The 13,536-nt window shown below is 55.4% G+C and carries 8 protein-coding genes and 2 pseudogenes; 4 read left to right on the forward strand and 6 right to left on the reverse strand.

Annotated features, from left to right (window positions below; all coding sequences use genetic code 11):
* Positions 1 to 91 precede the first annotated feature (91 nt).
* Positions 92 to 1,330, forward strand: coding sequence for a multidrug efflux MFS transporter MdtG (gene mdtG / locus O1V66_RS10595; RefSeq protein WP_045046454.1), 1,239 nt, complete (start codon positions 92 to 94; stop codon positions 1,328 to 1,330).
* A 33-nt stretch (positions 1,331 to 1,363) separates the two neighbouring features.
* Here the strand turns inward: mdtG and O1V66_RS10600 are convergent, their stop codons facing one another.
* The gene (locus tag O1V66_RS10600) at positions 1,364 to 1,768 is read right to left on the reverse strand and encodes a hypothetical protein (RefSeq protein ID WP_045046453.1); all 405 of its coding nucleotides are present in this window, start codon (positions 1,766 to 1,768) and stop codon (positions 1,364 to 1,366) included.
* Positions 1,769 to 2,033: 265 nt separating this feature from the next.
* Between O1V66_RS10600 and O1V66_RS10605 the strand changes: the two genes are divergently transcribed.
* Positions 2,034 to 2,441, forward strand: a complete 408-nt coding sequence (locus O1V66_RS10605; protein ID WP_045046452.1) for a MysB family protein — start codon at positions 2,034 to 2,036, stop codon at positions 2,439 to 2,441.
* A 29-nt stretch (positions 2,442 to 2,470) separates the two neighbouring features.
* Here O1V66_RS10605 and O1V66_RS10610 read toward each other — a convergent pair whose 3' ends face one another.
* Entirely contained in the window at positions 2,471 to 2,710 is a 240-nt protein-coding gene (locus tag O1V66_RS10610) for a YceK/YidQ family lipoprotein (protein WP_045046451.1), read from the reverse strand.
* A 289-nt stretch (positions 2,711 to 2,999) separates the two neighbouring features.
* Here O1V66_RS10610 and opgB point away from each other — a divergent pair, with 289 nt between their 5' ends.
* On the forward strand, positions 3,000 to 4,898 hold the full coding sequence (gene opgB / locus O1V66_RS10615; RefSeq protein WP_052673369.1) for a phosphatidylglycerol--membrane-oligosaccharide glycerophosphotransferase: 1,899 nt from the start codon (positions 3,000 to 3,002) through the stop codon (positions 4,896 to 4,898).
* Between the two features lie 90 nt (positions 4,899 to 4,988).
* On the opposite strand, the pseudogene mdoH reads toward opgB, so the two are convergent.
* Together mdoH and O1V66_RS10625 are read right to left on the reverse strand one after the other, a co-directional pair.
* Positions 4,989 to 7,570 (reverse strand): annotated as a pseudogene (gene mdoH, locus O1V66_RS10620) (glucans biosynthesis glucosyltransferase MdoH).
* Positions 7,563 to 9,098 (reverse strand): glucan biosynthesis protein G, encoded by a 1,536-nt coding sequence (locus O1V66_RS10625; RefSeq protein WP_045046872.1) that lies wholly within the window; start codon positions 9,096 to 9,098, stop codon positions 7,563 to 7,565. Before O1V66_RS10625 ends, mdoH begins: the two are co-directional and overlap by 8 nt.
* Before the next feature lie 322 nt (positions 9,099 to 9,420).
* Between O1V66_RS10625 and mdoC the strand changes: the two genes are divergently transcribed.
* Positions 9,421 to 10,608, forward strand: a complete 1,188-nt coding sequence (gene mdoC / locus O1V66_RS10630) for a glucans biosynthesis protein MdoC (protein WP_045046449.1) — start codon at positions 9,421 to 9,423, stop codon at positions 10,606 to 10,608.
* Positions 10,609 to 10,700: 92 nt separating this feature from the next.
* Here mdoC and O1V66_RS10635 read toward each other — a convergent pair whose 3' ends face one another.
* Positions 10,701 to 11,729: an HlyD family secretion protein gene (locus O1V66_RS10635; RefSeq protein ID WP_045046871.1), complete on the reverse strand. Its 1,029-nt coding sequence runs from the start codon at positions 11,727 to 11,729 to the stop codon at positions 10,701 to 10,703.
* A 76-nt stretch (positions 11,730 to 11,805) separates the two neighbouring features.
* A pseudogene (locus O1V66_RS10640) lies at positions 11,806 to 13,429 on the reverse strand (MFS transporter).
* Positions 13,430 to 13,536: the final 107 nt, after the last annotated feature.

The following is a 13,536-nucleotide window of genomic DNA, read 5'->3' on the forward strand; positions in this document are numbered from 1 at the left end:
ATTCGGCGCATAATTATCGAGCTAGTTCACTATTGTTGTGCTCAGTTCTGCCCTCTTTGCAGAGTAAATGGACCTCACTCATTGGTAATTTATGACTTCGGCACCCGCATCGGATCACGCACCAGAACCTATTAACTGGAAACGCAATCTTTTCGTCGCCTGGATAGGCTGCTTTCTTACCGGTGCCGCCTTCAGCCTTGTCATGCCCTTCCTGCCCCTTTATATCGAAACGCTCGGCGTGACCGGCCACGAATCCCTCAACATGTGGTCCGGCCTGGTGTTTAGCATTACTTTCCTGTTTTCAGCCGTTGCCTCTCCCTTCTGGGGCGGACTCGCCGACCGCAAAGGGCGCAAGCTGATGCTGCTGCGTTCCGCGCTCGGCATGGCTATCGTGATGGTGTTGATGGGGCTTGCACAGAATATCTGGCAACTTCTCATTCTGCGGGCCTTGCTCGGCCTGCTCGGCGGCTTTGTGCCCAATGCCAATGCGCTGATAGCGACGCAGATTCCGCGCAATAAAAGCGGCTGGGCGCTCGGCACGCTGTCGACCGGCGCCGTGAGCGGTGCGCTGATTGGTCCGCTGGTCGGCGGGATTCTGGCCGACAGCTACGGCCTGCGCCCCGTCTTCTTTATTACCGCCGCCGTGCTGTTTGTCTGCTTTTTGATGACGCTGTATCTGATTCGCGAACAGTTTGTGCCGGTCAACAAGAAAGACATGCTAAACCGCAAGCAGGTGTTCGCCTCGCTAAAAGATCCCAAACTGGTGCTGTGTCTGTTTATCACCACGATGATTATTCAGGTTGCGACGGGGTCCATCGCCCCGATTCTGACGTTGTACGTGCGCGAGTTGGCCGGCCATACGCAGAGTCTGGCATTTATCAGCGGCATGATTGCCTCCGTGCCGGGAGTGGCCGCGTTACTCAGTGCGCCACGGCTTGGCAAGCTTGGCGACAGGATCGGGCCGGAGCGCATTCTGGTGGCGATGCTGGGAGTATCGGTGCTGTTGCTTATCCCGATGGCGTTTGTTCAGAATCCGTGGCAGCTCGGCATTCTGCGCTTCCTGCTCGGGGCGGCCGATGGCGCGCTGCTGCCTGCGGTTCAGACGCTGCTTATCTATAACTGTACCAATCAGGTGGCGGGACGTGTCTTTAGCTACAACCAGTCGTTTCGTGATGTCGGTAATGTGACCGGCCCCTTGCTGGGCGCTGCGGTGTCGGCGGGCTATGGATTTCGCGCCGTGTTCGGCGTCACGGCGGTCGTGGTGCTGTTTAACGCCTGCTACTCCTACTGGAGTTTGCAGCGCCGCCCGCGTCAGGCCACGGTCGAGTGATCCTGACGCACGCGGCGCGCTAAAACGCGTGACTTACTTTCTGTCTTCGGGTTTGTTGCCCTGCGGACCCGGGTGCGGGAAATCCGGCACTTCCACCACGGAGACGCGCACTTCGTAATGTTTGCCTGCTGTCGCCGCCGGAATCACGCCGTTCAGCTTTTGCAGCGTATCGGTCGGATTGTCGCTGGCAACCGAGGCGCAGAACAGCTCTCCGCCATGGCAGAAGGCGTGCATCGGCGGCGGTGGCATCATCATGCCCATCGGCGGAAAGTGCGGCATTCCTTCCTCTTCGCCGTGGAATGACGGCATTTCGCGGGACTGGCCAGAAGGCGCGTCCTGCGGCGCTTTGGATGGGGTATCGGCCGCCTGGCTGCCCACGCTCATCAGCGCAGCAAGACCACAAAGCGGGAACAACAGAGTACGAAGGGTTGAGTGCATGATAGTAACCTTTTCAAATGACGAGATCCGCACTCTGAACCTCCGACGTCGGCGAAGAAACCCCGTTTGCAAAACTTTTACCCTATCGCCCCATCGCCTTTGCAAAGCTGAATTTCATTGACACTCCTGCGCGTTAAAACCCCTATTTACCTGAACGCGCAGGGGGTTTTCAAAGAATATGATTTTTTTGCCCCCGCCTGCCTTGACAGCCCAATCTTCTACTATGATTTCCTAAATCAATGCAATCTGTGCAAATGGAGGAATCATGTCACTGTATGCAACGCTGGAAGAGGCTGTGGACGCAGCACGCGAAGAGTTTCTGGAACAAAACGCCGAGGTGGTGGACAACGATGAAACCCCGTCCGTCAGTCAATTCAACCTGCAAAAATATATCATGCAGGATGGTGACACCATGTGGGAAGCCGAGTTCGGTGCCAACGAGGGTGACGAAACCGAAGGGTTGAGTTTCCTGAGCGGTGAAGCGGCGCAGGCGATTTTCGATGACGACTTCGACAAGCAGGAGTTGCTGGAAGAGTGGCAGGACGAAAACACGCTCTACGAATGGGATGAAGGCGAATACCAGCTGCAACCGCCTCTGGATACCGAGGAAGGCGCTGCCGCCGCGGAAGAGTGGGACGACGAAGACCCGTATCCGGGTCGTGACGACGAGTAAGACGCGCGTCGCCTCGTGAGCGTCGAGGCTTATTCGTAAGGCCCGTGGCGGGCGTCAATCGGTAGCATGAAGGTATCGACTATCATCGACAGCGGCACGTCGATGACGGTGACATAACGCCACGGTCCGTCGCGCAGGTCCCATTGCACACCGGGATAATACTGGTTGCCGTGGCCCTGCCCCGGCATTGTACGGCTGATAATGCTGCCACAGCCCGATAGCACCGTTACCGCAACCCCTATGAGCGTGGCTTTCGCCAGAAACCCCATCTTCACGCCTTGCCCCTTTCTCTAAACTTTCCTGACGCAAAGTTTACCACAGGCCCTCTTTCATCCCGTGTTAAGCAAACGTAAAGCAAGACCTCCACTTATTCGTGCTTTCTCCTCTTTTGCACTATAAAATGCTGACCCACTATTCGGTATATGAATTGTTTATTAAATTACTATTAAAATAAACCGCAGGGGATTATTGTCTGCGATCGTCTTTTGTAAAAATTAAGGCGAATAAATTCAATCAATTACCTCCTCATCGGTCATCTTTTTTACCCAAGGAATGTTCATGGCCCCAGAAATCATTTCCGTTTTGTTTTTTATTGCCTCGATTGCCCTTTGCACCCTAAAGGCAAAACGAAATTCTTTCTGGATTTCTCTGATTTTGCTGTTGTCCGCGTTGTTCCTGCTGCTGAGCGCGATTTGGACGGCCAGTAACTATTTCACCGGTGAAGGCGTTAATGACGAGGTGCTGTTTACCATAACCAACAGCCTGACCGGTGCGGGCGTCGGCAAATATGTCTTGCCTGCGGTCGGGCTGTTCGTGTTTGTGCTGCTGGTCTTCGGCCTGCTGTCCTGGCTTATCGTGCGCAACAAAAACCGCAATCGCAGCATTATCTACAACTTTCTGGCGCTGCTGTTTGCCCTGCTGGCGATTGGTACTGCGCCCGCGACCGCGCAGCTGATAAGCCTTACCACCTCGCAATATGGTGATGACAAATCCGACTTTAGCGAAAACTATAAAGATCCGGTCAAGAACATCACCGGCAGCAAACCCAATCTGGTGTATATCTTCGGCGAGAGTCTCGAGCGCACCTATTTCGACAACGACGTGTTCCCGGATTTAACGCCGGAACTCGGTGCCATCAAGAAAGAGTCTATCGATTTCAGCAATACCGTGCAGATTCCGGGTGCCGAAAACACCGTATCGGGCATGGTGTCGGCGCTGTGCGGCATTCCGCTGTTTGCACCGTTCGACAGCAACGCCTCAAGCTCGCTGTCGACGTTCTACCCGCGCAGTGTCTGTCTCGGCGACGTGCTCAAGGCATCGGGTTACACCAACTATTTCTATCAGGGTGCCAATCTGGCCTTTGCCGGTAAAGAGCTGCTGCTGCGCTCTCACGGCATCGACAATCTTTATGGTTACAACGAGTTGAAGCCGGACGTCAAAGACGCCAACTACAAAAATGAATGGGGCTGGTATGACGACACCATGCTGGACTTCGTTTACGACAAGTTTGAGGCGCTGTCCAAAGCGGGCAAGCCGTTTTCACTCTTTGCCCTGACCGTCGATACGCATCACCCCGACGGCTACGTTGACGCAACCTGCAAACGCAACAGCTATCTGTACAATAACAAGCGCAATCAGTCGCTCAGCGCCGTGGCGTGCAGTCAGGAGCAGGTCGCCAGGCTGATTAACAGGATAAAGGCCTCGCCGTATTTCAAGAATACAGTGATTGTAGTGTCATCCGATCATCTGGCAATGAACAACACCGCCTATTCGATTCTGACCAAACAGGAGCGCCGTGATCTGTTCTTCGTGCTGCGCGGGACCGGTGAAAACAATCAGGTCATCGACCAGAAGCGCACAACGCTCGACAACGGTGCCACGGTGCTGGATATTCTCGGCGGTGACAATGTCATCGGTCTGGGTCGCAGCACGCTGACCAGTGAATCGCTGGCCAACAACTATCGCGATATCCGCAAGCATACGCTGCGCTGGAAACCGGCCATCATCAAGATGTGGGATTTCCCGAAGAGCATTTCCGATTACGTGCTGCACACTGACGCCAAGCTGCTGACGTTTTCCGGCGTATCCTTCAAGTTTCCGCTGATACTGCGGGTTAGCGACGGGCGAATCGATCCGATGTTTGACGTGTATCTTTCCGATCCCCTGGAAAAGCAGCTCTCGACGCTGGATCCGAGTCAGAAATTTGTATGGATAGACAGTTGCAGCAAGATGGGCAATATCTGGGATCCCGCGTTGAAGCAGGTCAACAATGTCTGTGTCGCTTCCGGCAGTCTCAATACCAAACCGCATATCGTTGAAGCCGATCGCGACCTGTATCGCGGCAAGGTGGATTTCGGCACCATGCAGCCGGTGGATGAAGATACTTTCCACACCACAGTAGAGCGACTGAGCGCGGTAAAAGATTTGACGCCGCCGAATACCGCGGCCGTGCATTAAGCGCGTCGCGCGCAAAGGTCGGCTGCAATAAAAAGGGCAGGTTGCGTTATGCACCCTGCCCTTTTTTAACGCGCTGACTTCAACGTCTCGTCAAGCCTTGATACCCAGCGTTTGTGTCTCGGGGAAGGCTTCGGCATTGCGCGGCAGCTCCGCGTAATACTCTTTCCATTCCTTGAGTTCAGGTCGAGTCCACACCGCCGAGTGCAGACGCGCCATGATAACAGGGTCACTCAGCAGAATCAGACGGTCGGCCTTGCCGAGACCTTTCGGCCCGCTTTGCAGCGCCTTTTCAAGCATCTGCTGACGGCCATTCTCGATAGTCTCGCGCAGCAGGTGGCGAGAGGTTGCCATCCCGGTTGCCAGTGCGTTGAACGTCGGGTTGAACACGGCGTGCATAAAGCCGTTTTTCAACATACGTTCGCGGTTCAGCTGCAGATAGGTTTCTGTCGCGACCAGCTCTCGTGGCGGATTGTACTCTTCCGGAATAAGGAACAGTCGGGCGCGCTTGCTCTTCATCCCAAGCGTTGCGCGGCTAGACAGCACCGACACGATTGGCGAGAGGATCAGAGAGAAGACGATAGGCGCAAGCCACCACAGGAAACGCAGGTCCAGCCACGCCATGCCGCCCGCCCAGACCAGGCCGAGCAACAGCTGCGAGCCGTGGCGCTTGAAGGCTTCGCCCCAGGGGTGTCGTCGTCGTCACGCTGCGGGGAGTTCCAGACCACTTCCCAGCCTAGGAAAGCACTGACCACGAAGACCGTGTGGAACAGCATGCGCACCGGCGCGAGCAGCACGGAGAACAGCATTTCCAGCAGCATCGACACCAGCAGACGGATTGCGCCGCCAAACTCTTTCGCGCCCTTGGCCCAGATAAGCACCACGCTCAGCAACTTCGGCAGGAACAGCAGCACCATGGTGGTCGAGAACAGCGCAATGGCCAGTTCGGGACGCCACTGCGGCCAGACCGGGAACAGCTGCCTCGGCTGCAGGAAGTATTGCGGTTCCATCAGCGTATGCACGACCTGCAACGCGGTAGACAGCGCCAGGAACATAAACCACAGCGGTGCCGACAGATACGACATGACGCCCGTCAGGAACACCGCACGGTGCACCGGGTGCATGCCTTTTACCAGGAACAGGCGGAAGTTCATCAGGTTACCGTGACACCAGCGACGGTCGCGTTTCAGCTCGTCAAGCAGGTTCGGCGGCAGCTCTTCGTAACTGCCCGGCAGATCATAGGCAATCCACACGCCCCAACCGGCACGACGCATCAGCGCGGCTTCAACGAAGTCGTGCGACAGAATCGATCCGGCAAAAGAGCCTTCACCCGGCAATGGCGCGAGCGCACAGTGCTCGATAAACGGCTTCACGCGGATAATGGCGTTGTGGCCCCAATAGTGCGACTCGCCCAGCTGCCAGAAGTGCAGACCGGCTGTGAACAGCGGTCCGTACACGCGGGTCGCAAACTGCTGACAGCGCGCATACAGCGTATCCATGCCCGACGCCTTTGGCGCAGACTGGATAATCCCGGCATTCGGGTTGGCATCCATCAGACGGGCCAGACCGGTGAGACACTCACCGCTCATCACGCTGTCGGCGTCGAGAATGACCATGTAGGCATATTCCCCGCCCCAGCGACGGCACCAGTCATCGATGTTGCCGCTTTTACGCTTCACGCGACGACGGCGACGACGATAGAAGATACGGCCGTGGCCGTCGACATCGCGGCAGACTTCCATCCACGCCTTCTGCTCTGCGACGCAGATATCGGGGTCGTAGCTGTCACTCAGCACATAGATGTCGAACTGATCCAGATCGCCCGTGGCTTTCACCGACTCGTAAGTCGCACGCAGACCGGCAAATACCCGTTCCACGTCTTCATTACAGATAGGCATGATAAGCGCGGTGCGATTATTCGGGTTCAACGGCTCCTGACCGGTGGTCGAGGCAGTGATACTGTATTTATCCCGCCCGATCATCAGTTGCAGGAAGCCCATCAGCGCGGTCCAGAAACCGGCCGAGACCCAGCAGAACAGGATGGCGAACAGCACCAGAATGCCGGTCTGCAACACGTAAGGCAGCAGTTGCAGCACGGACTGGAGCAAGTCCTGATTCAGCATATCGGACGGGTCAATCAGCGCCCAGCCCTGATAAGGCAGAATGGTTTTCATGTACCAGGTTGCGATGGCGGTCTGCACCAGCATCAGCGCCAGCAGAATATAGCGGCGAATGGAACCGGCGGCGCGCCATCTCTTCTCGGACTCGGGCATTTGAGAAGAGGTGTAGCGACGGGCAATCGCACTGCGTCCCATCAGGGAATCCCAGAAACGGCCCACCGGGTTGGTGCGCCAGACTTCAGGGAACATGCTGGAACGTTTGATTGGCGGCATGGCTTTCACCACGGCGCGGCCTTCGTTATCGACATCGGATAACGTGCCGTGCTCGTCGGCATCGGGCCAGCCTTCGCGAATACGCGCCTTGACCGAGGCAAGCGGTGCCTGCGCGTCGGCCGTGTCTACAGGCGCCAGTGAATCACCGCCGAGGCGGTGATGCAGAGACGTGAAAGCAAGGTCCTCGGCAGCCGGAAGCTGCTGAGAAATATCCCCTTTCTGAGTCTCAGTCAGGGGCAAGGCTTCTACGTACTCTTGAGTAGAATGCGTTGTCTTATTCATTGGCAGGTAACTGGTTGCTCCAGGTTTCGCTCAGCGGTTTGTCGCCATTGACCAGAGAAGCGCGCATTTCAACCGGCTTCTTCGGATCCTTCACTTTCAGGCGCAGCGTCAAACGCCAGCCTTTGGTGACTGAATTATAGCGGACATTGTTTTCAAGCAGATCGGCGTTGTCGCCCATGCTGACCTGAGACGCAACCGGCGTATCGGGCTTGAGGGATTTCAGTGCAGGTCCGACGAAGTCGACCACGTAGGCCACACTGCCATCCTGCTCGCGCACCAGATTGGACTGTTTCACGTCACCGGCCGAACGCAGGGTCTGGGATACCCATGACGAATCCGGCGAGTGCAGCTTGTCTTCTTCACGGGTGAAGTGCACGCGGTAGCTGAGATCGATAGGCGTACCGGCAGCGGGCAGCTGATCCGGCGTCCAGAAGGCCACGATGTTGTCGTTGGTTTCATCCGCAGTCGGGATTTCCACCAGCTCGACCTTGCCTTTGCCCCAGTCGCCTTTCGGCTCTACCCAGGCGCTTGGACGCAGGTCATAGCGATCGTCGAGATCTTCATAGGCCGAGAAGTTGCGACCGCGTTGCAGCAGGCCGAAACCTTTTGGATTTTCCATCGTGAACTGGCTCACCGAAAGGTGACGCGGGTTGTTCAGCGGACGCCAGATCCATTCACCGTTGCCGGCATGAATGGACAGACCGTCTGAATCATGCAGCGACGGACGGAAGTTCATCACGTTTGAAGGCTGGTTTGGACCAAACAGGAACATGCTGGTCAGCGGCGCCAGACCCAGTTTGCCCACTTTGTCGCGCAGGAAGACTTTCGCCTGAATGTCTACGCTGGCTTCTTTGCCCGGATAAACGTCGAGACGATAGGCACCGGTGGCACGCGGCGAGTCGAGCAGCGCATAGATGACCAGATGTTTTTCATCCGGATTCGGACGTTCAATCCAGAATTCGCGGAAACGCGGGAACTCTTCGCCGGAAGAAAGCGCGGTATCGATAGCCAGACCACGGGCAGACAGGCCATAAACCTGACCTTTGCCAATCAGACGGAAATAGCTCGCGCCCAGCACGCTCATAATTTCATCATCTTTATCTGCTTTATTGATCGGATAAAGAACCTTGAAACCGGCGAAGCCGAGATTTTTCACGGAGTCGGCATCGTGTTTTACGTTGCCGAAATTAAACAGGTCGGGGTTGTATTTGATCTCCTTGACACTGTTGGCGGTCACTTCATTAATTTTGACCGGCGTGTCGAAGTACATGCCCTGGTGGTAGAACTCAAGCTTGAACGGCGTGTTCAGATTATTCCAATACGCTTTCTCGTGATTGAATTGTATTTGTTGGTAGTCCGCAAATTTCATGTCGCGGAATTGAGATGGCAGATTACTTTTTGGTGCTTCGTAACCTTTATCAGCCAGCGCCTTGGCTTGCTTGGCAACATCATCAATAGAAAAAGCAAAGGCAGATGAAGTGAACAAGGTCATCAACACTGCGGCACTTAGCAAACGGACTTTAGTCATATCTGGCCCTTTGGAAAAATTTTTACCCGGCACGTCCCCTCCTTTAAATGTGCTTAACTCATTTAGTCCATTTTAAGGAATAGTCGGAAATCCGACAACATGAGAGGTGTTCGATTCAACCCGTTGATGAACCGTTTAAGCACATAGTTATACAAGGATAACAATTCGGTGTAAGTCCCGCTATGGAAAGTTGTCTGAGTCTATAGTAGGGTTGCGGCCCGCTACAGTTGCTGCTTTACAAAAAGCAGACAGTTCTTAATCAGTAACAATATGATGAGAAAATAAGCGGTGGTGATAGGATATTTTGCTAAAATGGATCACTATGAAACCACAAACTCAAACCCGTGAGTTCTTTTTGGACTCCATCCGAGCGTACCTGATGCTGCTCGGTATTCCATTTCATATCTCGTTGATCTATTCCAGCCATATCTGGGCGGTAAATAGCGTGACGCCCTCCGATGGTCTGACAATATTCAACGATACTATCCATGCGTTCCGCATGCAGGTTTTCTTTGTTATTTCCGGTTATTTCTCCTATATGCTCTTCGAACGTTACGAGCAGAAGAAATGGCTGAAGGTGCGGCTTGAGCGCGTCGCCATCCCGCTAATCGCGGCGTTCCCGCTGATCACCATTCCGCAGCTGGCGTTTCTCTATTACTTTACCGACAAGTTCGCCAACTGGGGAACCATGAACATCTACCAGAAAGTCAATATTACCGTCTGGGAAGTTGTTGCACATTTATGGTTCCTGTTGACGCTGGTAATACTCACCAGTATTTCCTTCTATTTATTCCGCGCATTAAAAGAGAATAAGAATAGTCGTATTTTAAAGATAATTCGCGAGGCTGATTCTTTAGGAAAAATCTCAATACTCTTTTTGTTTTTCGGTTTAATTTACGCCGCCTTTAACCGTTCCTTATATCTTTTTGCACCCGACCTGTTGGGTAACGGCGCATTTAACTTTATTGTCATGCAGACATTATTCTATCTGCCGTTTTTCTTTATTGGTGCCTGTGCGTTCAAGTTCGCCAACCTGAAAAGCATGTTCCTCAAACCGTCGGTGCCTGCCTGCGCCGTCTGTATTGTGCTGTTCGCGGCCTACATGATTAATCAGCACATCAATACGCCCGAACTGTACTCGATGGAGCTGGATGCGATTATCACCAGTTTGCTGGGTATTCTGATGGTGAATGTGGTGTTCTCGTTCAGCCACTATGTGCTGAATTTCCAGTCACCGTTTGTCACTTATCTGGTTAATGCGTCGCTGTTTGTCTACCTGATTCACCATCCGTTGACCCTGATTTACGGCGCGTTTATAACGCCGCTGATTAAAAGCGACTGGGTCGGGTTCTGGGTAGGTCTGGTGTTCGTCTTTGGTATCGCCTTCCTGCTGTACGAGGTGCATAAACGCATCCCGCTGCTGCGTTTCCTGTTCTCGGGGAAATGGCAGTTTATGCAGAAAGACAAGGAAGACAGCGCAGGTGCCGGAGGCCGCACCCAGCAGAGTTAAGTCACCTTTCTGCGCACAATGAAAAAAGGGCGGGTGCCGTTAGAGAGTAATTTCTCCGGCACCCGCCCTTTTTGCTGCCTGCAAATCGGCAGTTAGTGAATATCGATAGTCGGCACGACGGACATGCCCACGCGCAGGCGCGCGAGATCGGGCTGATTGTCATCAAGCAGAATCTTCACCGCCAGGCGCTGTGTCACCTTGGTGTAATTTCCGGTGGCGTTATCAGGCGTAATCGGCGAGAACGTCACGCCGGTCGCCGGTGCCACGCTGTCTACCCTGCCCTTCAAGGTGACGTCCGGCAAGGCATCGACCTTGATACTCACCGTTTGATTAGGTTGAACGTGCGCCAACTGGGTTTCCAGATAGTTGGCGAGCACGTACGCCTTATCGATAGGCACCAGCGCCAGCACGCGCGTTCCGGCGCTCACGTAAGCCCCCACGCGTAGCGAACGCACACCCACCATGCCATCGACTGGCGCCTTGATCTCGGTATAGGACAGGTTAAGCTGCGCCTGATCCAGCGCGGTCTGCGCCGAGTCGATCGCGGCTTTGGCCTCCGCCTGCTGGGCGTTTAGCACCTCAAGCTGCTTCTCGGCGGCGCGAACGGCGGCCATGTCACTCTGCTGGCTCGCCAGCTTCTGACGATAGTTGGCGTCGGAGTCGTCGCGCAGATCCAGCGAGGTCGACCCGTTTTTGGCCAGTTGTCGATAGCGTTCGGCACTCTGGCGCGCATACACCAGCCCTGCGGCGTCGGCGGCGACCATCGCCTTTGCCTGATCGATGGTCGGCTGCTGCTTGGCAATCTGCGCCAGCAGACTTTGCCTCTGCGCCTGCGCCGTTTCGAGCGCGGCCTGCGCCGTGTGCACCGCATTGACGTAATCGCGGTCATCGATTTTTGCCAGCAACTGCCCCGCCTTGACCTGCTGGTTATCGGCGACCAGCACGTCCTGAATGGTGCCGGAAATACGCGGTGCCACCAGTGTCGAATCGGCAGAAATCACGGCGTCGTCGGTCGTCGGCGAGGTTTGACCGGCAATCAGATACCAGCCCAACAGAATCAGCAGGACAACGATGACCCCAACGGCCAGCCATACAGGACGAAATGAGGATGTCTTGGACATGTTATTTTTCTCTTGTGTTTCCATTATTAATCGTTAAAACCACGTTTAGGCTTGTCTTGCCTCTCCACCGCGCACGCTAGTCGGGCTTTTTGACGACAGACTGCGGCGGATAGGTGCGCCTTGGCAGAAATAGCGTGAGCAGGGCCAGCGCAATCGCGACGCCGATGATCATCAGATAACTGTCGGCAAGCCCCAGTATCGTGGCCTGCCGTTTAACCAGCGACGAAAAGGCGCTCAAAACTTCCGTCGAGATAGCCGAACCGTCGGGATTGAGCGGCGCGAGGTAAGTCCCGTCGCCCTCATAGGGTTGCGACAGCAGCGCGCTGGCATTGCCGACATGATTAAGCAGTACACTGGAGTGATACTGTTCACGGCTGCTCGAGAATTCCCCCACCAGCGCCGATCCCATAACACTGCCCAGCCCGCGCACGGTATTGAACATCGCCGAGGCAAAGGGTCCTTCGGGCGGCTGTACCACGCTGGTCGCGCCCATCAGCACCGGCAGAATCGCCATCGGCTGGCCGAATGCCTGCATGATTTGCAACCAGTAAAAGTTTTCGCGCGCCCACGCCTGAGTCATAAAACTGCCGCCATAACACGACAGACCAATCAGCCCAAGCCCCGTAATCAGCACGGCGCGGCTGTCTACCCAGCGCAGATTCAGAACGGCGGCGACCATCGGTGCCAGAATCAGCTGCGGCAGGCCGATAGTCAGCGCCAGCGGCCCGACCTGTACGGCGCGAAAACCGTGCACGCCTTCCATATAGCTCGACGGCAGCGCCGAGCCGGAAAGCACTAGAATCATCAGCCCTCCCAGCGTCAGCAGGCCGTGGGTCAGATTATGCCGCTTGAGCATTTGCAGCTTGAAAAGCGGCAGGGGGTGCGACCACTCGTTGACCAGAAAAATGATAAGCAGTGCTATCGACGACAGCAGCATGGTGACAATCAGCGGCGAGTTGAGCCAGTCGAGGCGCTCTCCCTGCTGAAGTGACAGAACCAGCAAGGCGATACCGCTGCTCCCCGTCAGCATTCCGAGCTTGTCCATCTGCTTAAAGCGCTCAAAACGCAAAGGGTCCTGCGGAATGCCGTAGCCAATCATCGAGGCGGCCAGCAAACACGGCGGGATCACCTGCCAGAAAACCCAATGCCAGCCGACGTCATCGGTCCAGAAACGCCGCGAGCGTGGTGGCGATATTCGGCCCAAAGGTGGCGGTTAGCGCGTAGGCGCTCAGGCCATAAAGCTTGTAGGCCGGCGGCAGAAAACGCAGCGCCGCTGTCATTAATAGAGGAGGCAGTGCGCCGCCAAAAATCCCCTGCACAACGCGCAGCGCGATAAAGACCGGAATATTCGGCGCGAAGGGCAGTACCAGCGCCACCAGCGCAAAGCCCAGAGAGACGGCTATCGCAAAGCGGCGCAGTGAGAAGGTCATCGCAAACCACGGGGCCAGCATCATGGCGGCAACTTCGGCGGCCTGATAGGCGCCAATGACCCAGGTCCCGGGATCACTGCCGATATTCAATGCACCGCGCACATCGGCGAGCGCGATATCGGTAACGCGGTCGTTCAATCCCGAACAGAGAGACGCAATAAGCACGCCGACAAGCCCGATTACCAGCCGCAGTGTAAAAGGCTGGGGGATCGGGGGCGCTGGCGAAGCGGGTCCATTGCCGACAAGGGGCGGAGAAATTGGCTGGGTCATAAGTCGCTCTTATAAAAATGATGCAATGCACCGCTATACGGTACAGCAGCGAGATACTATAATACGATGCACTGTATTGCAATGTGATTGTTGCCTATATTTCAGGC

It is taken from the genome of Rouxiella chamberiensis, from assembly GCF_026967475.1.
GTDB classification, from domain to species: Bacteria; Pseudomonadota; Gammaproteobacteria; order Enterobacterales; family Enterobacteriaceae; genus Rouxiella; species Rouxiella chamberiensis.